Source organism: Mesobacillus jeotgali, assembly GCF_031759225.1.
GTDB classification, from domain to species: domain Bacteria; phylum Bacillota; class Bacilli; order Bacillales; family Cytobacillaceae; genus Mesobacillus; species Mesobacillus jeotgali_B.
Genome location: NZ_CP134494.1, coordinates 664,356 through 689,038, shown reverse-complemented (window position 1 = coordinate 689,038; position 24,683 = coordinate 664,356). Strand labels below are relative to the sequence as shown.

The window sequence follows — 24,683 nt, the reverse complement described above, 5'->3', positions numbered from 1 at the left end:
TCCTCTTCAGATTCTACAACTTCATTTTCTTCTTCTGCAGTTGTTGACTCTGTTGTTCTTCTGCAGTTGTTTCCTCAACAGGCTGTGTTTCCTGGCCTTCTGCCTCTGTTACTTCTTGAGTATTTGTCTCATCCTCGTTAGCGAAAACAGAAGCTGTTCCCATCGAAAGAACAAGTGCAGATGATAATACGGTACTGCCTAGTACGTGTGTGATTTTTTTCTTTTTCATATGTATGTTATCCCCCTTCTTTCTCGGTAAAACTTTCGACACAATCATTTTCTTTTTGTCGGTAAAATTTATACTTCTATAAATAATACTACTATTTACTCATTCAAATATCTGTTTGGAGGATACATGCCAAAGAGCCTAGTCCCAAAAAAGGAGGAGGCTCCTCGGTTAAATGCTCAATACATTGTTACGCACTAATAATCTTTTTAATCTTTCCCTGTGCCCCTCCAGATCAAATTGGGAATTATTCAGGATATTCATCGATATCGGCAGGTTTTCAAGAATTCTATACTCAAGGTCCTGTCTTGCTTTAAGGACATCAATGGTGCCTTCCAGCCCGCTTAGTCCATTTATGTGCCCGTATCCTTGTGACGTGTAATAGTCGACAAACCCTTTAATCCAGTCTTCAGATCGTTCGGTTACTGCTTTGCGGAAAGACTTCTCCAGGTCTTCCTGCTTCACGTAGACAAGCAAAGGATTCAAAGCTTTAACTGCCTGTGCAAGTTTTTTCACATAATCAGTGGTTGCTTCATCTGAAGCACCATACTTGATCATACCTACAGTCACAGGGTTTTGAATAAAACAGCATTCAAAAATATAGACCTTCTCTTCCGAAGCTGCTTGTTTTGCAAACTCTTCCCAGCTTTCAATAATGGTTGCCATATTCTCCTCCAATGGAAGTTCATATATATCTCTTTTGGATATGTTGGCAAACAATTCGTCAGGAAAATTACTGCCCAATTCATTTTTGAGCTTCATATAGGGAAGCAGGCGGCGATTCCTCTTAACGGTCACCCGCTCCTGAAAAACCTTGCTGAGACTGCCGCTCTCTTTAAGAAGAATTTCAAAATCTTCTTCTGTAAAATAAGCAACCCCCTCATAATCTGCCGGATGATCAAGGTTCCCTTCCATATAAAGCTCAGCAGACACTTGATTCTCGGTTAGAATTTCATGTATCAATCCTGCGGTTGTCGACTTTCCCGATCCTGGAAGACCCTCTACTAAAATTAACTTCGTCTTCATTTCATGCACTCCTATTAATTAGTTCCTACGATAATTCTTCACAGCCAGCGAGTTTCCCTCTTTCAACATAAAAAAAGAACCTAATCAGAGATGTTGATTAGGCTCTTGTGACCACTTCTTCTATTCTTTCTCTTCAAGGTCCTTGATCAGCGTCTTCATTTCACTGATTTCTTTACGCTGTGCCTTGATAATTTCATCAGCTAATTTTTTCACCCGGGGATCCTCTATTTTGGCACGCTCACTTGTCAGGATGGCAATGGAGTGGTGAGGGATCATCGCTTTCATCCATGATGTATCATCGACTGTTGTCTGGCTGCGTACCAGGAAAAGCGAAACCGCAATCAACAAGGCACTGCCGGCGAATATGCTGATGTTCACTTTCTTGTTAGTATACATTTTTAGCATGAACGCGAGCATCACAATCGCCATCACACCACCCATGATCAAGGCCATGTACAATCTTGTTTCACTGAAGAAGACATGATCAATACTATAGGCATTCAAATACATCAGAATGAACATGATGACCGTGGAAGTCAAAACCATCAGGGCAAATCTGCCATAGTTATTTTTCATCCTTTTCCCTCCTTTTCATTAATGACTGATATTCTACGAATACCCTACTGGCTAATAAATATTCTTCCAATTGATGGTTTGCCATTTTGCCAAAAGGGGTAAATACGGTTTGGTGCACCATGGTAGAATTTTACTAATTTACCTGATTATTTAATGAATTATTATTAATAAAATAATTTTTAATACACTTTCTTTTTGAGTAAAAACGCGAAAAAACACTTATATATCAACATTTTATGGATTCCTTCCTAATATTGTTTTTGACAATTCACATATCAAAAAGTATTCTAATATAGAAAAATAGGGAGGGGTAACCATGTCAAACCTAAATAGGCAGAAAATTGTGGACAGTGTCCCGCAAACTGGATTCTTCGGACATCCCAAAGGACTTTTCACTCTTTTCTTCACAGAATTCTGGGAGCGCTTTTCTTACTATGGAATGAGAGCGATCCTCGTATTCTACATGTATTATGAAGTTTCAAAAGGCGGATTGGGCCTAGATGAAACACTCGCATTATCCATCATGTCCATCTACGGATCACTCGTATATATGTCTGGTGTTATCGGCGGATGGCTTGCTGACCGTATTTTCGGTACTTCACGAGCTGTATTCTATGGTGGAATCCTGATCATGCTTGGACACATTGCGCTTGCAATTCCTGGAAGTGTAACCATGTTCTTCGTCTCCATGATCCTGATCGTCATCGGTACAGGTCTTCTGAAGCCAAACGTATCGACTGTCGTTGGTGAAATGTATAGCGAAAACGACGCTCGTCGGGACGCTGGTTTCACTATTTTCTACATGGGAATCAACGCAGGTGCATTCCTTGCGCCACTGATTGTTGGAGCAGTATCTGATGCTTACAACTTCCATTACGGCTTTGCTATTGCCGCATTCGGTATGTTCCTTGGACTAGTTGTTTTTGTCCTGACAAAGAAAAAGAACCTTGGCCTTGCTGGAACAGCAGTGCCAAACCCGCTTTCACCTTCTGAAAAGAAGAAAACTTATACGATCATTGCTGTTGCAATCGTCGCTATCGGTATTTTAAGTGCTATTTTAATTCCTGCAGGACTTTTAACATTCGAAAGCTTTATTAACCTTGTTACAATCCTAGGTATCTTAATTCCGACTGCGTACTTTATCGTCATGTACCGCAGCCCGAAAACAACAGAAGTCGAACGTTCTCGCGTTCTTGCTTATATTCCTTTATTCCTGGCAGCTGTCATGTTCTGGGCAATCCAGGAGCAGGGATCAACCATCCTTGCAAACTATGCGGACAAGCGTACGCAATTAGAATTCGCTGGTATCTCCATTTCCCCAGCTTGGTTCCAGTCGCTTAACCCGCTATTCATCATCATTTTTGCACCGATTTTCGCAGGACTTTGGGTGAAAATGGGGGACCGCCAGCCATCAATTCCTAAGAAATTCTCATTCTCATTGATGTTCGCTGGTCTTTCATTCCTTGTCATCCTGATTCCTGGATACTTCACAGGTTCAGATGCACTAGTCAGCCCATTATGGCTTGTACTTAGCTACCTGATCGTCGTATTTGGTGAATTGCTGATCTCACCTGTTGGTCTTTCAGCAACAACTAAACTGGCACCTGCTGCTTTCTCTGCACAAACGATGAGCCTCTGGTTCCTTGCAAGTGCTGCAGCACAAGCAATCAACGCACAAATCGTTAAATTCTACTCTGCTGAAACAGAGATGGCTTACTTCGGTACAATCGGTGGAGCATCCATCGTACTAGGTATCATCCTGTTCATCATGTCTCCGAAGATTCAAGGATACATGAAGGGAATCAAGTAATACAGTTATGCAAAAGACGGCTACTCCTATGGGAGGGCCGTCTTTTTTGCTGTATTGCCGACAAATATTTCTTTTTGAATTATTTTTTTGTTATGTTGTTAACATTAAGCAATAAGGGGGAATGAATTTGACTTATGTCCTATTAGCTATAGGATTTGCTTTGCTCATTAAAGGAGCGGACTATTTTGTTGAGGGTTCGTCAAAAATTGCCGCACTGCTCAGGGTTCCTCCCCTGTTGGTTGGTTTGACGATTGTCGCTTTCGGAACAAGTTCACCGGAAGCAACCGTCAGTATCATTGCGGCAATGGAAGGCAGCAGCGATGTTTCTCTTGGAAATGTCATCGGGAGCAATATCTTCAATATCACGCTTGTTGTCGGAGTCACAGCCATGATCAACCCGCTTGCTGTTGAAACAATGACAATCCGGAAAGAAATACCGTTCACCCTGCTGGCAAGTGTAGCGCTGGCTGTTGTCGCAAATGATATAGCACTCGATATGGCTAACATCAATTTGATTGGCAGAAGCGAAGGCTTTATCCTGCTTCTCTTCTTCATGATTTTCCTTTATTACATCATCGAAATTGCCTTGAATAACCGTGAACCAGCATCGGCGGTGTCCCAAGTTACCAGCAAAGGAACTTGGGGAAAGAATATTCTCTTCACTCTTGCCGGCCTCGCTGCCATTATCTTTGGCGGTGACCTGGTAGTTGATCATGCAACAGAAATTGCTCTTTCCCTCGGGATGAGTGAAACTCTTGTTGGCCTGACGATTGTGGCCGTCGGTACCTCATTGCCAGAATTAATCACATCAATTACCGCCGCTTTGAAAAAGAAAAGCGAAATTGCACTCGGCAATATTGTCGGAAGCAATATCTTTAACATCCTGTTCGTCCTGGGCGCTTCAGCTACCATCTCGCCGCTCGCTGTCAATGATAAGATCTTCACAGACATCGCCTTGATGATCATTCTGACAGCGGTCCTGCTGATCTTCTCCAGATCGAAATTCAAGATTTCAAAAGTAGAGGGAGCCATACTAGCAGCAGGTTATATCGCATACCTGGTTTATATTATTTTGCGGAATTAAAAAAAGCGAAAAGGCCTGACTGAATTGGCAGGCCTTTTGCATGTAATGAAGTATGTATATAGCAGCCTAGATGCTCACAATTTTGGACAAGTTTGAGTCTTTACGGTAGCGGATGATCGTCAGGTTTTGGTTAATGACCTTCGCTTCTCCGATTCGTTTGTACCCCATCTTCTCATACAAATAACAGTTGCGCTCTTCTGTCAGGATGGTATCCAGCTCCCATGTATCTGCTTCCGGGTACATGAGTTCCAGCCGTTTCATGACGGCCTGGGCAATCCCTTTATTATGGTGTTTTTCAAGGATGTTGATAATATGCAGCCTCATCAATCCAGGGGATTTTTCATAAACAAAGACACTTCCCGCCAGCTCACCCTCAAAGAGGATTTTAAAATAAGTGCCCCGTTCGAACCTGGCCGTGAATCTCTCCATCGTTTGGGTCACCGGGCTGGTTTCATGGTCATTGTACTTTTTATACAAAGGCATGAAAACTTCTCGCTGCAGAGCTAAAAGTTCCTCAGCATCCTCAATTGAAGCTTTTTTCAAGCTGATGCGTGAATGGATGATTTCAAATAACTGATCGAAATAGTTGAAAGGAATGAACTCACCATTCTCAACCATCTCCTTTATTTCCTCTTCACTTGCCCATCTCGCTTCAGACACTTCCTCTTCCTGGAGTTGCAGCTCTTCAATCGCAACATTTTGCCGAACCAGCCAGATGTCATCGAAGCCCTGCGAAAATCTCACTGTGAAGATTCGTTCGCCTTTTTCAATTTCCAGGTCGATTCCGATCTCTTCCTTTACCTCCCGGATGGCGGCCTGCTCACTATCATCACCCATGACCGCAGACCCCGCTGCCGAACAGTCCCACATATTCGGGAAGCCAATTTTCCACGGCTGCCTCCTTTGAATCAGAAACTGGCCGTCATCATTCACAATCCAGACATGAACAACAAGATGATAATCCCCAGCCTTCATCTCCTGCCCTCTTTCATGAATCCGATCCGTCATATGCCTGTATTGGTCGTAAATATTCCATAGTTCCATGAAAGACAACTCCCTTTCAAATTTGTTCTATAATTATACAATCCAATTGTAAATTTTGGCAGTTTTTTTGTGATTCCCTGTAAATTCAAGATTTTTGAGCAGCAGTAGAAAGGCTCCATCATCTTGGTGAATACATGTACGAGTCCAAGATTCGATAAAAAAAGAAGCATGCTTACCATGCTCCTTCATTCTCTATTTCACTCTTTTTCTTCTCATCCACTGTGTTGCGGCCCATTTGTCGCCGATCACGACTGGAGCTCCGCCATGCAGGGTCAAATCATTCAAGTCCTGGTTGTCATAAAAATATTCAAAATAAACGGCCATGCCCTTTTGCGGAGATACAGCAAAATTAAGCTTAGGGAAGTAAGTTTCTCCTCCCTGCTCGACATCGTTCAAGTACATGACCAATGTGCTAATCCGTGGGTTGCTGACATTTGACGAGAAAAAGTCAAAATGTGCCTTGTATTCCTGGCCAATTTTATAATTCAAGATTTGCAGGCCTTCTCCATGTTCATTCGGAATGCCCATAATTTGCGAAATCCTATGTTCCACTCGTGCAACAACATCATTTTCAGCTTCTTCAATGAACGTACTGCTGCTAGTCCTCAGTTCATCCACTTCACGGGTATTCCCGATTTTCGAGCGCTGCAGCTTGTCCTTCGACAGCTTCATAAGCTCATCGCATTCCTCGTCACTCAGTACATTACCCAAAATGACGATTAACGGTTCTTCCATTCTAGCAATTATGTTGATTTCACGATCGTCGGTTTTGATTTTGTTCCCGATATGATTAAAAATCGTTGGTTCCTTTACAGTTAAATCAACAGCATCCATTCTCAACTTTCATCAACCTCTTATTCATAAATTTTTCCAAAAAAATAGATTGATATATAAACGAAAGCATCATTCATTCTCTGTGTCCCTTGTTTCCTCCTATAATTCAAAATGGATGACAAAACCGAATCTTAAACTCTATTCAAATTTTCAATTTATTTTACAACGGTGGAAGGTGATTTACTATCTTTTTTTATTCCAGAACGTTCTGTTAAATTAGTCCAGTGTTCGAAAAATAAAAGGAGAAATTCCGTTTAAATTGAAAACAACCCTTATTTCCATTAAAATAGGGGTCGCTTTTCCGTCTATTTAATCCAAATCGTTGGATTTCGTCTTATTTATAGCAGTTAACCAGAATATCTCCGCTTATTTCAGCTTCAAAAGCGTCCTCTATATACAATAGCCGGAAATTCGCCGCTTAAGAATTCTCATACAACAACAAGAGAGCCTTATACTCCCTTTACTCTTTCAAGCGTAATATGAGGAAATCAGCATCTGAAAAAGCTTTACGCAAAATCGCTCTTGCTTCAATATGGTCCCAGAACAGTGCTGTATCAAGAGTGATCGAGCCACTCTCCAATGCATCAGAGACTTCTGATAACTCCTTCTTAATCTCCGGGTCATCTGCTTTTAAAAGAAGCCTTCGAACAGAGTCCAGATACTGTTCAAGTAAATCGGGTCGAGGCGATTGCATCATGACTTCGAACCTCCACTCTTTTTCTCAGCCAATCGCTTAGCTTCTTTCAGGAATTCTTCATTTGTCATTTCTTCCATCAGAACCTTCCTCACTAAGTCGTTATGCTCTTCTGTCACCTTGAACCCCGAAATTTCAAGCGAGGCCTTTGCATTTTTCATCGCCTTTTCTATCGCGTCAGCCATGAGACTGCCTCCCCTCTGGTGTCTCCTGAAAACCACTGTATTAATTGGGTATAATTGAAGCCAACAGCATACTGATCAGATGGCCGGATACGTTTTTCTCGAATTTTATTATATCCATTGAAAGCTCTCCGGTCTGTTCCACTTAAAAACAAAGAGAATCCCAGCTTCATCAGGATTCTCCTTCTAACCTACATCTTTATATATCTATCATATAATCTGCTCGCTGTATCGGCAATCAATTCTTTGAGTTCCACTTGATTGGCCCACTCTTCTGGTATAGCTTCGAGGCCATAGCTGGCACCGAGAATATTCCCGCAGATCGCACCGGTTGAGTCACTGTCTCCATCATGATTGACAGCGAGGATCAAAGCCTTCTTGAAATCAGATTCCTTCATTGCACAGTAGAGTGAAATTGCGAGTGCTTCCTCCGCAACCCAGCCCTGGCCTAGCTTTGTAATGGCAGTTACCGGTTTCTCCTCACTGCCGGCAAGCTCGATCGCACTCTCCATCGCGGCCAAGGTTTCTTCATGCTGAGGATACTTTTTTAGAATCACCATTGCACTCTGGGCACTTTCATCAATGCTTTTACCATTTAGGAGCTCAGCGATGATGACGGCCAGCGCCCCGGATGCTAAAAAACCCGACGGATGACCGTGAGTAATCGCAGCGATCTCCGCAGCCACCTCGAATGCTTGAGCAGGGTCTTTATGTAAAAATAACCCCACCGGCGCAACACGCATGACTCCGCCGCAGCCTTTGCTGGTGTTAATCGGATTCCACATCGTTCCCATTTTATTGCTTTCTAGCGCCGATAAGCACGTGTTTCCAGGAGCTCTTGGTGAAAACAATTCCTTATGTTCTAAAATACTTCCGTTCACTTCATGAGGCTGGGGGTCAAGCAGCCAGCCATAATGCTCATCCGGCAAACTCTTCGTCTGGGTATAAAGCCAGCGCAGATACGATTGATAGACACCGCTCCCCGCATAGCTGCCAATCCCGCGCTCACTCATGCGGTCATAAGCCCAGATCATGCCATCTGCAGTGAACAACGTCATCTGAGTATCATCCGAAATCAGCGCTTTTCCAGCATAATCATCAATCACTAAATCCGTAATTCCCTCTTCACCGAATCTCCACTTAATCTCATGCATCTTCATGAACTCAACTCTATAACCAAGAGCATCACCAACCGCGCCGCCAAGCAAGGACGCTATGAAAGTATCTTTTTTTGACATAGGGACTCCTTTAGCTTCCGTCTTTTCACACTATATTCGATGAAAGTTGTATCATTTCCTGCCTATGTCTATCGAACTCCCCATGCAATCGGCACATAACCCATCAAACCCAACTAGTCAAAAGCTCACGAAACAAGGTCAAAACTGTATGAAAAAAGAGGAAAAACCCCGATTAAGGTTTTTCCTCTTTTTCATTTCAGGTCTGAAGAATCATCATAATCGTAGCGGAAGCCGTCTGTTTGATTAGGAGATTTTCCGCTTTTCTTGTTCTTCAATTCCTGTGCAGTTTGATTCTTGTCTTGCTGTTTTTTGTCAATGTTCAACTGATTTGCCTCCTTTTTGCTCCCTATTATCCCAAGTCGCTCATTTTCATATTCATAAGGCTGAATACAGTGGAAATACTAGGAGTACAAATCCTTTCCTATTCGAGGCCAATCATGCAGCGCAACTACGCAATCGACTTTATCAAATTTTTTGCCATACTGGCAGTTGTCATCATTCATACATTCCCCAGCAATGACCAGCAGGGTTATTTCGTTCTTGATAACCTTTCAAGATTCGCTGTTCCTTTTTTCTTTGTCGCTTCAGGCTATCTGTTCAGTCTAAAGGTGATTGATAATCCCCAGTCCTTCGCTTATTTCAAAAAATATGTCACAAAAATCCTGAAGATTTATGTTAGCTGGCTCATATTCTATGCGAGTTATGATGTAATAAGGATTTTATTGACGGATGGAAACGTTAAAGCCGAACTAGCCAAATACAAGGAAAACCTGACTGTTCTTAATCTCTTCTATTACGGTCAGGGAACGAGCGGGTATCAGCTGTGGTTCGTCATTTCACTGGTATGGAGCATCGTGATTTTATATCTCTTTTACAGGTTAAAAAGAATAAGGCTTCTTTTGGTGATCGCCTTTTGTTTGAATCTACTCGGTCTTTTCGGCCAGTCTTATTCTGTATTTGATGAGCTGCCAGTCAGCACAACCCGGGCTGCTCTATATATCAGCCTGTTCTATATAGTGATGGGATTCTGGCTTGCTTCGGTACACACCTGGCGAAAATATAGTGCCCGGACCTACTTCTACTTGTTTTGTATCTTTACGATCTTACAGGTTATAGAAGGGCTCTGGCTTCAGAAGGGGTTGGAGTCAAAACATGGTGAATACTTCTTTTCGACCATCTTCCTTACCCTATTTCTGTTCCTTTACGCCCTAAGTAAACCCCATCTCGGCAAAAACTTGTTGATCACCAAAATTGGCGGAAACTCTCTCGGCAGTTATGCCATTCATATATTTTTTATTGATATAGTGGATGTCTTGTTTTCAAAAATTGGCTTGGATCAAAGTACACATAACTTACTACAGAACTTGGTGGATGCGTTTCTTGTCTTTGTTTTGTCGTATCTTTCATATCACTTTCTACAGAAGATTAAGATATCACTAAAAAAGAATAGAGCCTGAAGATTCAGGCTCTACCTACTTACTTATGGAAGGTCTTGCATGGCTATAAACCGGTTCACAAGCCCCATATCTCTATAAATCCATTTCCTGAGTTCCCGCATGATCCAGCCTCTCCAAAATCCGTCTCTTCTGATAGAGCATCGTCGCCGTTTCTGCCAGGTCGCTCACCATGGATCGATTGGCGAAGGCGCCAAACACAATCCCGGCTACCGGCACCATCTGGAGCAGCTTTTTCCAGCCGAAGGATTCGGTGTAGGTCAATGTCACTTCACGCCAGCCTTGCAATTGGGAAATGACTTCCCGTGATTTACTTTCGTTGTTAAAATCAGTCAGTTCATTCAGGATTGCCTGCTTTCCAACCACGTCTGCCGAAGAAAACTGCAGGCACTTGATAATGAAGACTCGTTCCTTTTTGTCATTCGGGTCAAATCCATGGATGATTGCGATATCCTGTAGTGTTTTTAAGGAGAGGGCCAGAACTGCCGGAATATCGATCGCCAGGGTGAAAATCCCCCCAATACCTGTACTTGCTCCCTGGATCGTAGCTGCTTTCTTCCGCTGCTCACCCAGTGCCAGCGAAGTCTTCTTCATTTCTTCTACAGAAACATTTTCCAGATCCGAGAGCTGGCCAATTCTTCTGCCGGTCTTTTTTTCAATATAATTGAATACTGATTTCTCACTTGTTAAATACTGTCCGCCGGTTTGAATATAGCTGCCGAGCTCATCCAGCAAGAGGCCGACCTTTTCCTGGATGAACTTTGGCGTGAACCGGTCAAGCATCTTGAAAGGCAGACGGGTCAGCTTCTCCCAAAACCATAAACCCTTCTGGTCCTTCTCCCAATTTTCAATTTCTTTCAATTCATTCAGTAGGAATTCTTTTGAATCCATGCCCAACCATCCACCTGTCATTTTTGATACTATATTAACGGTTTACACTATTAAAAGGTTTCATTTAATATCAATGTTATAGAATTCTTTCGCCAATTCCCTGTAACGATCAGCGTTTATTTCCTCTTTCCGAACTCCATCTTCCGTCCAATGAGTAAAACTGGTTTCCGTCAGCACCATGCTTCCATCGGACGTCACCCTTGTCAGCAATGGCTTCTTATTAAATGGAGACTGCGGATGCTCCGTAATGATGTTCTTCATTTCGGATAAATCGCTGACATTCTCCACAGGCTCTCTGGAATCAAAAGCGTAACCAATTCTCCAATCAAGATCCTTATACTTCAACTTCATCTCGAAAAAGTAATCTCCGAATTCACTATCTTCTTTTTTCACGCGGAACTCACCGTTCGGAGAATGTATAACAGACCCATCCATCGGCACCGGCCTTAAAGGCAAATTTCCGCCAAAGCCAGTATCAACCAAGTACCTTTCCCCATCGTCATTCAGTAAAATCGCCGCATGCGTCCTGCCCGTTGGACTGAAGCCTTTTAAGTCCGGTATGTAGACAGAACCGCGGACCAACTGGACATCAAGCCCATTCTCTTTTAAAAACAAATAGAGGATGCCGTTCAGGTCATAGCAGAGACCGCCTTCTCCTCTTTCTATAACTTTTTCAAACAAATAACTGTCACTTAGATTATTCAGGTCACCCGAAAGTGTACATAAGTTTTCAAACGGCAAAGAGGATGCAGTTTTTTCCAGAAGGTCATCGACGTTCTCAAGAGTAATCGGGTTATCTATAGGAAAGTTTATTCGCTCACGGAACTTACGGTTTAAATCCTTCATGATTCAATCCCTCACTTCTGTATTCTATATACATAAGAATACAAGAAATGTCTGCTCTGTTCCTAATCTTGAGTGCAAATTTCTTTATGAGTCTTTTGAATTATTTTTCATCGTATTTCAGACAACTTTCGACATGTACCCTCTGTATTTCCGCTAAAAATTTTGAAAGTTTTATGAATATTAATAGATTTCTATTTTCGCTTTCTCGGTTTATGTAGGAATTTGGCACTATTCACATAGAATCGAACCATCCCCCTGCCATTGCTGGCTCGGTCTTTGTGTTGTAAAATTAAAAGGAAAGTTTATTGCAAGCGCTTGCATAATTTGTGTTTTTAAATTTTTTTACCAAATTGTGCAAACGGTTTCACTTAGAACTCATTGTTTAAGAAAGGAGGACTTCTTCTACTATTCTAGCAAGATCAATTCATTTAGGGAGGAATAGATTCGCATGAGAAAAAGCACAAAACGCAGTTTTTCTATTTTCATGACAGCGATCATGATCCTGAGCTTATGGCTCCCTTTTATACCTGTACATCAGGCTAATGCTGAAGGAAGTACTGTAACCTCTGAGACTGATCGCAAAGTGCGCTTTACTTACATCCGGGAAGACCAGAATTTTGGTCAATGGAATATATGGACATGGAATACAGGTGTACAGGATGGCCAGGTTGATTTTACAACAAAGGAAGGCAGCAAAGCCGTAGTTGATATCCCCGTTGGCCCTGATACTGCACAGATGGGATTTGTCTTGCGAAGTGCACCAAATTGGGATGATGGAACCCAAAAGGAATTTGGAGACCGTTTTATCAACGTCAGCAAAAATGATTCCATAACAAAAGCATTCATCACTAGTGGTGTAGAACAAATTCGCATCGTTCCCGACGGATCAGCTCCAGTCGTTGAAAATGGGAACGCTACTTTCTATTATCGTGATAAAGACCTTTTCGCAAATGATGCGATGAACACAATTGAAAAAGTAGAATTGAAGTTCAATAACGAAACAATCGAAATGACTTATGAGCCAGAGAATGAGAGATTCGTAACCTCTTATGACAACATTCCGGATGGCACAAATGAATATACCTTCCTTGTTACAAAGGATGGCGCTACGAATGAAGTAACAGATCCTTACAACACCGTTGATGGCAAGTCGACGATTACTCACACAAACACTGATTTAACTGTTTCCGGTTCTGTTCAGCCGGAAGAAATTGATTACAACCAAAATGCTGTTTTGACGGTAAATGTGGAAGGCCTGGCAGATGCCATTGAAGTCAGGAAGATTACTGCTGACGTTTCCGCACTTGGCGGATCGAAGGCTCTTGAGGTCGACCCAGCGCTAGGAAAAGTAACGATTGCAGTCGATGACAATGTCACAGCAGGCACTAAAACGATTCCGTTAACCGTGACAGATTCTTTTGGCAATGCCCATAATGGCTCAGCTACTGTCTCGGTAAAAACCAGACAATCCGTCGGCGAAAATGACTTTGACTGGGATGAGTCAATCATTTACTTCATGCTGACAGACCGTTTCTTTGATGGGGATTCCACTAATAACGATCCTTATGGATTAAACTATGACACTTCTGACCGCGGTACGTACCAAGGTGGCGATTTTAAAGGAATCACTGAAAAATTGGACTACTTAGACGAGTTGGGTGTTAATACGATCTGGATCAGCCCGGTTGTTGAAAATGTTAAGCACAATGTCCGCTACAAAGATGGTGATCCTTCTTATTATGGATATCATGGATACTGGGCAAGCAATTTTGGTGAATTGAATCCTCATTTCGGTTCCATGCAAGACTTCCATAACCTGATTGACGCGGCGCATGATCGCGGCATCAAAATCATGGTTGACGTGGTATTGAACCATACCGGTTATGGTTTAAAAGACATTGATGGTTCTGAGGAAAATCAACCAGCTGGATATCCAACAGATGCTGAGCGCAGCACTTTCAGCAGCCTTCTTCGCCAAGGTTCAAGTGAAGAAGTTGGATCTGATGAAGTTGTTGGCGAATTAGCTGGCCTGCCTGACTTCAAGACAGAAGATCCAGAAGTACGTCAGCAAATCATCGAATGGCAAACAGACTGGATTGAAAAAGCGACAACTGATAATGGCAACACAATCGACTACTTCCGTGTCGACACAGTAAAGCACGTGGAAGACGCAACTTGGAAAGCATTCAAGAATGCAATCACTGAAAAAATGCCTGAACACAAGATGATTGGTGAGGCTTGGGGAGCTAGTGCAAAAGACAATTATGGCTACCTTGAATCAGGTATGATGGACTCCCTGCTCGACTTTGACTTTAACAATATTGCCCATTCCTTTGTAAATGGAAATCTGAATGCTGCTAATGATGCTTTAGTATCACGTAATGAGAAAATCGATAACACCGCAACTTTGGGTCAGTTCCTGGGAAGCCACGATGAAAATGGATTCCTTTTCGATGCGGGAAATGACGAAGGCAAACTGAAAGTGGCTGCTTCCCTTCAGGCTACAGCTAAAGGCCAACCAGTCATTTATTACGGTGAAGAACTTGGACAATCTGGAGCAAACAATTATCCACAATACGATAATCGTTATGATCTGGCATGGGACCAAGTTGAAGGCAATGATGTCCTTGAACATTACAAAAAGATTCTGAACTTCAGAGGCGATCATTCTGAAGTGTTCGCAAAAGGTGAGCGTGCTACAATCGCTGGATCAGACACTGATCAATATCTACTTTTTGCCAGAAATTACGGAAATGAAAACGCATATGTAGGATTGAACATCGCTGATAGCGCAAAAGAAGTAACACTTACGGTTGATGGTGAAAACCCAGTGGTCACAGACCATTATTCTGGCGAAACCTACACTGTATCAGCTGGGAAAGTGACCTTGACAATCCCTGCAAAAGCTGATGGCGGAACAGTTTTACTTACAGTTGAAGGCGGAACTATTACACCAGCCGAAGACGGTGATGACAATGGCGATGGGAGCGGAGATGGAACGGTTGAGCCAATCCCTGCGAATCATGTCCGTATTCACTACAAACGTGACGATAACAATTATGAAAACTTCGGTGCATGGCTTTGGAACGATGTAGCTTCCCCTTCTGGCAACTGGCCTTTAGGAGCAACTCGCTTTGAAAAGACTGACAGCTATGGCGCATATATTGATGTAGAGCTTAAAGAAGGAGCAAAGAACATCGGCTTCCTCGTCATGGATGTAACGAAAGGTGATGCTGGGAAAGACGGCGGAGACAAAGGCTTTACCATCACATCACCTGAAATCAATGAAATTTTTATCAAGCAAGGCGATGACAAGGTATACACTTACGAACCAGTCAACCTTCCTGAAAACACTGTCCGCGTCCATTATGTACGTGACAATGCTGATTATGAAAACTTTGGTCTCTGGAACTGGGGCGATGTCGCTGCACCTTCTGATGGCTGGCCAACAGGAGCTGCTTCCTTCTCTGGCACAGACCGTTATGGTGCGTACGTTGATATCAAGCTAAAAGAAAACGCAAAGACAATAGGTATGATCACTCTCAATAAGACCAACGGAGACAAAGATGGCGGCGACAAGTCATTCAACCTGCTAGACAGATATAACCATGTCTGGGTAAAACAAGGCGATGACAATGTTTACGTTTCTCCTTACTGGGAACAGGCTACAGGCCTGACATCTGCTGAAGTGATTTCCGAGGACACGATTTTACTGAGCTTTACCATGACTGACGGCTTAACAGCTGAAGACCTGAAATCGAAACTGGAGATTAAGGACGCAGACGGTACATCTGTTGAGATTGAAAGTGTGAAGATTGCAGGAGACAAAAAAGTAGAAGTAAAAGCTCAATTTGATTTAGAAAAGCTTCCTTTGTCCATCACGTATTCGGGCAGAACCGTTTCTGCTTCATCTGGCTGGAGAATGCTTGATGAAATGTTCGCTTACGAAGGTAACGACCTTGGTGCCACTTATAAAAATGGAGCAGCTACAGTAAAGCTTTGGGCTCCGAAAGCAAGCAAGGTTGTGGCAAACTTCTTCAATAAAGATAATGCAGCAGAGCAAATTGGCAGCATTGAATTAACAAAGGGTGAAAAAGGTGTCTGGTTTGCGAACATTGAACCTGGCGACCTGGATGTAACCGATCTTAAGGGTTATTTTTACCAGTATGAAGTGACAAATGATGGAGTGACAAAAAAGGTTCTTGATCCTTACGCAAAATCGATGGCAGCGTTCACTGTGAATACGAAGGGTGAAGCTGGTCCGGATGGCGACACCGTTGGTAAAGCGGCGATTGTTGACATGAGCGGAACAGACCCTGAAGATTTCGACCATGCAAAAATCAAAGGCTATGAAAAGCGTGAAGACGCAGTAATCTATGAAGTACACGTACGTGACTTCACATCTGACCCTTCAATCGAAGGTGAACTGAACGCTAGATGGGGTTCTTACAATGCCTTCGTCGACAAGCTGGATTATATTAAAAAGCTTGGCGTAACACATGTTCAGTTACTTCCTGTCATGGCTTGGTATTATGGCGATGAGACGAAGATGGGCCAAAGAGAACTGGATTACTCTGCTGGCGGCAACGAATACAACTGGGGCTATGACCCACACAGCTACTTCTCGCCGGATGGCGCATATTCAGAGGATGCAACAGATCCTGAATTACGCGTAAAAGAATTGAAAATGATGATTGATGCAATCCATGACGCTGGAATGGGTGTCGTGCTTGACGTTGTTTATACTCATATGGCACAAGCGAGCCAGCTGAATGATATCGTTCCAAACTACTATGCGTTCCAGGATGCTCAGGGCAACTTCCTTGGCGGCTTCGGAAACAACCTGGCAACAAGCCACAAAATGGCTGAAAAGCTGATGGTAGATTCAGTGAAATACTGGTTTGAAGAATACAAGATTGATGGAATGCGTTTTGATATGATGGGTGACGCAACCTATCCTGCAGTACAGAACGCATATGATGCAGCTGCATCTGTAAATCCTGATGCATTGTTCATCGGTGAAGGCTGGAGAACATTTGCTGGCCACATCGCCGAACCTGAACTAGCTGGCATGGGTGCTGACCAGGATTGGATGGATAAAACAGATGATGTCGGTGTGTTCTCTGATGAAATCCGCAACGAATTGAAATCAGGCTTCGGTTCTGAAGGTGAGCCTCGATTCCTGACTGGCGGTCCACGAGATATCAACACAATCTTCAACAATATCAAAGGTCAGCCTGGTAACACAGCTGACGACGATCCAGGCGATATGGTCCAATACATCGCGGCACACGATAACCTCCCGCTGTACGATGTTATTGCCCAATCGATTAAGAAGGATCCTGCCAAACCTGAGATCAATCTTGAGATTCACAAGCGCATTAGACTTGGTAACTCTTTGATCCTGACTTCACAGGGTACTGCTTTCCTACACGCAGGCCAGGAATATGGAAGAACGAAGCAATGGAAAGCCGACGGAGTTCCAGAGCAAAAATACCACGAATTGAAGGATGAGCAAGGGAACCCATTTGGTTACTTCATCCACGATTCATATGATTCATCTGATGCAATCAACATGTTTGACTGGCAAAAAGCAACAAACAAGAAGGAATACTCAGTCAACACGACAACACAAGCCTATACTCAAGGCCTGATTGAGCTAAGAAAGTCAACGAATGCTTTCCGCCTTGGCGAAATGGAACTCGTTGACCAGAATGTAAGCTTGCTTGACCTGCCTGAAATCAAGGATACAGATTTAGTCATCGCATACGAAAACGTATCAACAGATAACACTGGCACGTATTATGTATTCGTAAACGCTGATACAAAAGCTCGTACCTTGACATTAAGCGACCTTGACTTCTCAAAAGCTAAGGTGCTTGTCGATAACGACGAAGCGGGGAAAACACCTGTTTCCAAGCCAACAGGCTTTAAGCTATCAAATGGCAAGTTAACTCTTGATCCATTAACAACAGTAGTCATCAAAGTTGACGAAAAAGGAAAGAAAAAGGGACAGAAAAAATAACCTTCTCTCGACAGGTACCATCCTTCCAGATGGTACCTGTCGTTATTTTTGCCTCAATAGTTTACTAACATTGGCATCAAGGGTATCATTAATATACTATCATTGAACGACTAAGGAGAATCGGATGCTAGATTACAGATTGTACAAGGGCCGCGGTTCGGAGTATATTGTATTGCTGCACGGGATTGGCGGGAATTCCAATATCTTTTACAAACAGCTGAAGCCTTTTCTGAAAAAATATAATATCCTGGCGATTAATTTGCCTGGCCATGGAAACTCGCCGGATATTGATTCATATAAAGATCGATTTTCCTTTGACATGGTTGTGAGTGAGATTGTCAAAACCTTGGACCATCTTTCGATTCGCAAAGCGCATTTTGTCGGCATCTCACTGGGAACGATCATCGTCCACCACCTGCTTCAAAAAGAACCTGGACGTGTGAGGTCCGCGGTTCTTGGCGGTGCGATTACCAGACTGAACTTTTTTGGAAAATCTTTAATTAAATTAGCCTGGCTCATCAAAGACTTTCTCCCGTTTATATGGCTGTATCGCATATTAGCGTTGATCCTGATGCCGAAAAACAACCATAAAGATTCCCGGCGATTTTTCATCCAGGAAGCTTATAAAATGAAACGTGCCAATTTCCTTGCCTGGTACCCTCTGGCAGGTGATGTGGAGGCCACTTACAGCCAGGTTCAGGAAAATAGCCAGGATGTCCCCAAGCTTTATATCTCAGGAGCTGAGGACCATATGTTTGTCCGGGAGCTCGAGGAAGACCTGAATGGCGATGAAAGCTCGGAGTTGGTGATCCTTGCCGAATGCGGCCACGTCTGCAATATCGAAAAAGCCGATGAATTCAACGAACTCTCTCTTGATTTCATGGACACATACAAAACGAAAAAAGCGAATATCAGTTAATAAAAATGGGGAGTGAGCCACTTTGGCTTACTCCCCATTTCATCATTGAGTTTAATAGTAATAAAACGGATATCTAGGCGGCGGGCAGCACGGATAAACTTGCGGGTAAAAGCCCCCATAGTAAGGGCGCGGATAAAACAAAGCGCCTCCCAATAACCCTCCAGCCAAACCACCTAAGAATGGCAATCCAAACCCCCAGAACCTCTGATCCTGCGAACGATAAGGATGTCTGTATGCATGCATACGGCTTACCTCCCTCTTCTCTTTTTGTGCTCACTAATTTTATATGCGTTTATCACGGTTTTGGCTTGGGCGAATGCACATGGGAGGTGGATTTACGGGTTGGACGCTTGTGCTGGAGCATTGAGGCCTCTATTTATTCCTTAAAATCTGATTATATTCCTTAAACTACTAGATATATTCCTAACTTTTTTGATATATTCCTGAAAATCCAAAATATCTTCCTTAATTTCCGAATATATTCCTAAATGGGCCTTTACGGGTGTAACCAAAATCGAGTAGGAGGGGGTGACTAACCCCCGACCTCTCACACCACCGTACGTACCGTTCGGTATACGGCGGTTCAATTAAGTGTGACGTAGAAATTCATATCTTTGATATAGACTTTTGAGCCCTCGATGACTCCAATAAGAGTTATCGAGGGTTTTGTGTAAGATTGGACTTGAGGCAATTCTCCAAAATTTCTTTCTGGAATTTCCCCATTCGTATGCCTTTTGGTCTGGAACGCCAAGACTTTTGAGTTTTCTTACTCTTGTCTTCGGGTTCTTCCATTGTTTCCATTCAATCATACGGAGTCTTCTTCTAATCCACTCATCAAATTCTTTGAATTTACTTGGTGTATCAGCTAATGCAAAATATCCACACCATCCCGTTAGAAATTGATTCAATTTCTCAATTCTAACTTCCATGGGGATTGGTTTAGAACGGGATGTTAACTTTCGTATTTTAGCTTTTAGCCTTTTAACACTTTCGTTGGCTATTCGAACCTTCGGTTTCTTATTAACCGTAAAGCTAAAGCCAAGGAATTTTCGTTTCCACGGGCGGTCAACCGCTGATTTCCCTCTGTTTACTTTGAGCTTTAATTTCTGCTCAATGAAGCATGTAATGGAGTTCATTACTCGTTCTCCAGCTTTCTTCGATTTCATGTAAATATTACAATCATCGGCGTATCGGACAAACTTGTGACCTCTCCTTTCTAGTTCTTTATCAAGCTTATCCAAAAGTATATTCGAAAGAAGAGGGCTCAGGGGACCTCCTTGTGGTGTTCCTTCTTCTGCATCGTAGACTACACCATTTATCATGATTCCTGCTTGGAGATATTTTCGAATTAGCTTCAAGACCAATCGGTCTTGGATTCTGCTTGCCAATATCCCCATCAGCTTGTCATGATTCACTTTGTCAAAGAACTTCTCCAAGTCCATGTCAATCACCCATCTGTAACCTTCACTTATATATCCCCTTGCTTTACGTACAGCGTCATGGCCTCTTCGGCTTGGCCTAAACCCATAACTATGTTCCGAGAAGGTTGGGTCAAAAAGCGGAGTTAAAACTTGGGCGATTGCCTGTTGGATGAAACGATCTATCACGGTAGGTATTCCAAGTAACCTTACTCCACCGTTCGGTTTCGGGATTTCGACTCGACGTACTGGGTTAGGTTGATAGGTACCTTTCCTTAAAGAATCACAAAGGGTGTCCCAGTTCTCATAGAGATGTCTTCGTAGGGATTTTACGGACATTCCATCTATGCCGTGACTCCCTTTGTTCTTCTCCACACGTTTAAGTGCTTCTATTAAGTTTTCCCGTGATAGAATCAGATTCATTAACATGTGATATTTCCTTTCGACGTGAACGTAGAAATCTAATTATGTTATTCCTGCTCCACCCTCATGAAGTCCCCTGTGGATTCACCACTTCCTCCTTCAAGTAAGTCCTTTCGGATTGTCTGCTTCTACACAGGAATTGTATGCCTAGTTCTCGTTCTTCCTAATTGTTCAGTCCTTCCCTTACCGTCTCGAGCCGGTAAAGTACTATGACCTCTGCTGACTTCTGATTGTTCAGCTATCTATTGCTAGATAGGTTACCAAGTGTACTTGGCTTTCCAATCAGACCTCCCCGGGTAAGAGTACAGTCTTTCCCTCCATCTATCTGCTTCATTTACTCTGTACCACCTTCGGCAGTAAGGACTTTGTTTTGTTCTGCAAACTCATCCAATGGTACCTAGCCTTATATGAAGTTCGTGTTCCTCAGACCGGAGGTTTGCCGCTCGCTTCCTTCAGATTCCGCGTCACCGCGGACACCCTTGCGTTAAGCTAACCACTACTACTGCCTTCATGGCTCGGGACTTACACCCTATAGACTGCACCCATGCCGGGCGCACAAAAGAAGCATGAAAGCCATTCACGGCTTCCATGCTTCCCAAACTCTTAAACTTTAAACTTCGCGACCATCTCTCTCAGGTTCTCTGCAAGCCGTGCGAGTGATGCGGATGATGATGCGACTTCTTCCATTGAAGCCAGCTGCTCTTCTGTTGCGGATGCGATTTCTGCTGTGCTTGCGACGGAGCCGCGGGCGATTTTAGTTACCTCGTCGATAGAAGCGTTCACCTGCATGACACTTGCCGACATTTCTTCTGAAATCGCGGAGACTTCCTGGATTTCCGAACTGACATTTTCGATTGATTTAAGAATCTCATCAAATGTTCTTCCAGTGTCTTCTACCAATAAAGTTCCCTCGGAAATTTCCGCCGTTCCTTTGTTCATCATTTCAACAACCTGGTGGGTCTCTTTTTGAATCACTTCAATCAAGCCGGAGATCTGGCTCGCTGACTGCCTTGAAAGTTCGGCCAGCTTTCGGACTTCATCCGCGACGACTGCGAAGCCTTTTCCATGTTCACCGGCTCTAGCGGCTTCAATCGCTGCGTTCAAAGCAAGTAAGTTGGTCTGGTCAGCAATCCCGGTAATGACCTCAATGATTTTGCCAATCTCAGCTGATTTGCGATCCAAATCTTTGATGACGGCATTCGTTTCACTTGTCGTATGATTGATCGTCTTCATCTTTTCGATCACTTTTTCCAGAGATTCATGTCCGAGCATTGCCTGTTTCGTCGTATCAGCTGCGGACTCTGCGACTGTGGATGTGGTGACGGCTACCCTCTGGATTCCTCCGGCCATCTCTTCTACTGCCTTCGCACTTTCTTCCGTATTCTTGCTTTGCAGTTCTGCACCGCCGGCAACTTCCTGGATGGCTGTTGCTACCTGGTTCGTGGCCGAATTGGTCTGGTCAGCACTTGCCATCATTTCCTCAGCAGATGCCGCAACCTGCTCAGATGTACTGCTTACCTGATAAATCAATTTCCGCAAGTTTGTTGCCATCTCATTGAAATCCGCAGCCAACTGGCCGATTTCATCATTATTTTTCACATTGATTTTTTCAATAGCCAGGTTACCATCTGCCATTTGCTTAGCTGCGTTAGACACTAGCTGGACAGGCTTGGAAATGATCCGGCTGATATAGGCAGCAATCGCTGTTCCAATGATAAAAGCTGCCGCACTGAGCAAAATGATGAGCAGCGCTACTTTTTGTACTTCGCCGGATAAAGTTTCACTCGTAGCATTCAGGGCATCCTGCTGGTACTCGATTGCATCTTCAGCGGCAGAATTCAGGCTAAAAATCAGCGGATTTCCTTTTTCCTGCATCAATAATCTGACCTTGACCGTTTGCTCATCCCTTATTAAAATAAAGGCCTCTGAAGCCATCTCATAATATTGTGCCTCTGCTGCGATAAGGTTCTCTCCTACCTTTTTCCCCTCCGCCGATTCCGTTGAGCTCATGTATTTCTGAGAGGTCTTTTTAAAATCTTCAACAGCGCCTTCAAATTCAATCAGACTTTCACCATCGCTATTCGCCATATATTTTTGAAGAGCCAGCTGCTCCCTCATAATGGCATCCTTCATCTCGACAATCTGATTCAGCTTTTCCATCCGGTCAGCAATCGATGACGAGTACTGGCTGTTCATCCTGCCGAATTGAAGGTTGGTGATCACCGCTACCAACGCCAGCAGCGCCAGCACAGAAAAGAAGCCAGCAAATAGTTTTTTCCGTACCGTGAACTTCGTATTGAGCTTTACCTGCTTAACCTTGAATCGCTTTTTGATCTTCATCATCCGCTCTCCTTAGCAGCGCAAATCGCACCGTATTCTATCTACTAAGTATTTCGGCTTATATTCTTTTTTTTTTAGAGCTTTTGGCATCCTTTTAGAGAAAGTTAGCCAGATTAATAGAAACGAGCTAAAGGTTGGGAAATAAAAACGCTTGGATTTAATTAAAATCCAAGCGCCTTCTAATTAACTTGCTTTTTTCTTCTTGTCCCTCTCCACTTTGTCTTCATAAAACAGCGCGAAGTCCGGATCGATTTTTCCGATTCCGAGATACCTGGCTTTGTAATCCTTCAACAGCGCGAAGAATTGCTTTCCGAGGATGAGGATGACGACAACGTTGATGAAAGTCGGGATGGCAGATGAGATGTCCGCGAAATACCATACCGTCTGCCCTGGCAGGCCGAATACGACTCCGTAGACGACCATCAGCGTCCCTGGGATTGGGTACAAATAAATGAATGTTTTCAGGATTCTGTTTTTCACCTTTGATTTTCCTTTTAAAAGGTGGCGCAGCACAATTTCGTAATAAGAGTACCAGCCTGTCACCGTCGTCAGACCGAATAACAGGATCGATACGGCAATCGTGATCCGGCCGAATGAACCGATTCCCGTTTCGAACGCCGTAAGCGTCAGGTCTGCTCCGGTCAGGCCTGTGGACCATGCTCCGGTGATAATGATCGTGAATGCCGTGATTGAAGACACGATGATGGTATCTATGAATACCTCAAAAGCACCCCAGATGCCCTGTTTTACCGGATGGTCGACCTTCGCAGTCGAGTGGATCATCGGAGAAATTCCCCAGCCTGCTTCATTGCTGTAAACCGAGCGCGCCATCCCCATGTGGATGACCTGGGCAACCGCCGCACCGGCAAAGCCGCCAACCGCAGCCGTTCCGCCAAATGCTCCGTCGAAAATCAATGCAAATACATTGCCCATTTGAGTAATATTCGAAATGATGATGAACAGACCTGCTACAACATAGAACAGAACCATCGCCGGAACAAGCTTCGACGCCAGCTTCCCGATATGTTTGATCCCGCCCCAGACGACAAAATAGACAAGAATCGAGAAGAGGATCGATGCAGGGATCATCCCAATATCAAATGTAGAACTGATCGCTTCAGAGATTGTGTAATTTTGCATCGTAATAAAGAATGTTGAAAAAATACCGAATCCGAAAATGACTGCAGGGAAAATCCAATATTTAAAATTGCGCTCTTCCCCAAGCCCCTTTTCCATATAATAAGTCGGCCCGCCGTACGGGTCGCCATTTTCATCCGTGCTTCGGTAATAAACCGACAAGGTGACCTCAACCGTCTTGATGATCATCCCGAGCAAAGCGGTGATCCACATCCAGAAGATCGCACCGGGTCCTCCCACCGCGATGGCTGTGGCAACACCACCTATGTTCGCGACGCCAACAGAACCGCCGATCGCTGTCGATACTGCTTCAAAGGATGAGATGACCCCTTTCTTCCCATCCTCTGTCTTTTCCTTTTTAAAAATACTGCTGAAGGTCGCCTTCAGGATATGCGGCAGGTGCCTGAACTGAAAGAAGCCGCTCCCGATTGTAAAATAAAGCCCGACAAAAACCATTGTGAGGATTAAAGGCAACCCCCATAAGAATGCTGATAAACTCGATAACACGTGATCCAT

At 43.5% G+C, this 24,683-nt stretch carries 20 protein-coding genes; 5 read left to right on the top strand and 15 right to left on the bottom strand.

The features are described 5' to 3' along the window. Positions 1-13: 13 nt before the first annotated feature. The 3 genes from RH061_RS03450 to RH061_RS03440 form a co-directional block, all read right to left on the bottom strand. The gene (locus RH061_RS03450) at positions 14-229 is read right to left on the bottom strand and encodes a hypothetical protein (RefSeq protein ID WP_311073956.1); all 216 of its coding nucleotides are present in this window, start codon (positions 227-229) and stop codon (positions 14-16) included. Positions 230-397: 168 nt separating this feature from the next. Continuing rightward, positions 398-1,252 carry a P-loop NTPase family protein gene (locus RH061_RS03445; protein ID WP_311073955.1) on the bottom strand — a complete coding sequence of 285 codons (855 nt, stop codon included), beginning with the start codon at positions 1,250-1,252 and terminating at the stop codon, positions 398-400. A 120-nt stretch (positions 1,253-1,372) separates the two neighbouring features. Next, entirely contained in the window at positions 1,373-1,828 is a 456-nt protein-coding gene (locus tag RH061_RS03440) for a DUF305 domain-containing protein (RefSeq protein WP_311073954.1), read from the bottom strand. A gap of 316 nt (positions 1,829-2,144) precedes the next feature. Here RH061_RS03440 and RH061_RS03435 point away from each other — a divergent pair, with 316 nt between their 5' ends. Then, positions 2,145-3,638, top strand: a complete 1,494-nt coding sequence (locus tag RH061_RS03435; protein WP_311073953.1) for a peptide MFS transporter — start codon at positions 2,145-2,147, stop codon at positions 3,636-3,638. Positions 3,639-3,765: 127 nt separating this feature from the next. Then, complete coding sequence (locus tag RH061_RS03430; RefSeq protein WP_311076252.1) at positions 3,766-4,722, top strand: calcium/sodium antiporter; 957 nt, start codon at positions 3,766-3,768, stop codon at positions 4,720-4,722. 66 nt (positions 4,723-4,788) lie between these two features. Here the strand turns inward: RH061_RS03430 and RH061_RS03425 are convergent, their stop codons facing one another. From RH061_RS03425 to RH061_RS03400, 6 genes are all read right to left on the bottom strand, one after another. After that, on the bottom strand, positions 4,789-5,766 hold the full coding sequence (locus RH061_RS03425) for a GNAT family N-acetyltransferase (RefSeq protein ID WP_311073952.1): 978 nt from the start codon (positions 5,764-5,766) through the stop codon (positions 4,789-4,791). A gap of 192 nt (positions 5,767-5,958) precedes the next feature. Further along, positions 5,959-6,600: a 2OG-Fe(II) oxygenase gene (locus RH061_RS03420; RefSeq protein ID WP_311076250.1), complete on the bottom strand. Its 642-nt coding sequence runs from the start codon at positions 6,598-6,600 to the stop codon at positions 5,959-5,961. Positions 6,601-7,060: 460 nt separating this feature from the next. Next, positions 7,061-7,297 (bottom strand): hypothetical protein, encoded by a 237-nt coding sequence (locus RH061_RS03415; RefSeq protein WP_311073951.1) that lies wholly within the window; start codon positions 7,295-7,297, stop codon positions 7,061-7,063. Beyond that, positions 7,294-7,479: a hypothetical protein gene (locus tag RH061_RS03410; RefSeq protein ID WP_311073950.1), complete on the bottom strand. Its 186-nt coding sequence runs from the start codon at positions 7,477-7,479 to the stop codon at positions 7,294-7,296. The genes RH061_RS03415 and RH061_RS03410 overlap by 4 nt, the downstream gene beginning before the upstream one ends. Before the next feature lie 188 nt (positions 7,480-7,667). Next, the gene (locus RH061_RS03405; protein WP_311073949.1) at positions 7,668-8,714 is read right to left on the bottom strand and encodes an ADP-ribosylglycohydrolase family protein; all 1,047 of its coding nucleotides are present in this window, start codon (positions 8,712-8,714) and stop codon (positions 7,668-7,670) included. Positions 8,715-8,905: 191 nt separating this feature from the next. After that, the gene (locus RH061_RS03400) at positions 8,906-9,037 is read right to left on the bottom strand and encodes a hypothetical protein (RefSeq protein ID WP_311073948.1); all 132 of its coding nucleotides are present in this window, start codon (positions 9,035-9,037) and stop codon (positions 8,906-8,908) included. A gap of 69 nt (positions 9,038-9,106) precedes the next feature. Between RH061_RS03400 and RH061_RS03395 the strand changes: the two genes are divergently transcribed. Then, positions 9,107-10,171, top strand: coding sequence for an acyltransferase (locus RH061_RS03395; RefSeq protein WP_311073947.1), 1,065 nt, complete (start codon positions 9,107-9,109; stop codon positions 10,169-10,171). 72 nt (positions 10,172-10,243) lie between these two features. Here RH061_RS03395 and RH061_RS03390 read toward each other — a convergent pair whose 3' ends face one another. Together RH061_RS03390 and RH061_RS03385 are read right to left on the bottom strand one after the other, a co-directional pair. Further along, positions 10,244-11,065, bottom strand: coding sequence for an EcsC family protein (locus RH061_RS03390; protein ID WP_396654854.1), 822 nt, complete (start codon positions 11,063-11,065; stop codon positions 10,244-10,246). 54 nt (positions 11,066-11,119) lie between these two features. Then, positions 11,120-11,905 (bottom strand): arylamine N-acetyltransferase family protein, encoded by a 786-nt coding sequence (locus tag RH061_RS03385; RefSeq protein WP_311073945.1) that lies wholly within the window; start codon positions 11,903-11,905, stop codon positions 11,120-11,122. Positions 11,906-12,353: 448 nt separating this feature from the next. Here RH061_RS03385 and RH061_RS03380 point away from each other — a divergent pair, with 448 nt between their 5' ends. Further along, positions 12,354-17,930, top strand: a complete 5,577-nt coding sequence (locus RH061_RS03380) for a pullulanase (RefSeq protein ID WP_311073944.1) — start codon at positions 12,354-12,356, stop codon at positions 17,928-17,930. Positions 17,931-18,054: 124 nt separating this feature from the next. Then, positions 18,055-18,849, top strand: coding sequence for an alpha/beta fold hydrolase (locus RH061_RS03375; protein WP_311073943.1), 795 nt, complete (start codon positions 18,055-18,057; stop codon positions 18,847-18,849). Positions 18,850-18,900: 51 nt separating this feature from the next. Here RH061_RS03375 and RH061_RS03370 read toward each other — a convergent pair whose 3' ends face one another. The 4 genes from RH061_RS03370 to RH061_RS03355 all read right to left on the bottom strand — a co-directional run bounded on the left by RH061_RS03370 (position 18,901) and on the right by RH061_RS03355 (position 24,683). Further along, on the bottom strand, positions 18,901-19,092 hold the full coding sequence (locus tag RH061_RS03370) for a hypothetical protein (protein WP_311073942.1): 192 nt from the start codon (positions 19,090-19,092) through the stop codon (positions 18,901-18,903). 344 nt (positions 19,093-19,436) lie between these two features. Continuing rightward, positions 19,437-20,696 (bottom strand): group II intron reverse transcriptase/maturase, encoded by a 1,260-nt coding sequence (ltrA, locus tag RH061_RS03365; protein ID WP_311070432.1) that lies wholly within the window; start codon positions 20,694-20,696, stop codon positions 19,437-19,439. A 597-nt stretch (positions 20,697-21,293) separates the two neighbouring features. Next, positions 21,294-23,033 (bottom strand): methyl-accepting chemotaxis protein, encoded by a 1,740-nt coding sequence (locus tag RH061_RS03360; protein ID WP_311073941.1) that lies wholly within the window; start codon positions 23,031-23,033, stop codon positions 21,294-21,296. 180 nt (positions 23,034-23,213) lie between these two features. Further along, positions 23,214-24,683, bottom strand: a complete 1,470-nt coding sequence (locus RH061_RS03355) for an alanine/glycine:cation symporter family protein (RefSeq protein ID WP_311073940.1) — start codon at positions 24,681-24,683, stop codon at positions 23,214-23,216.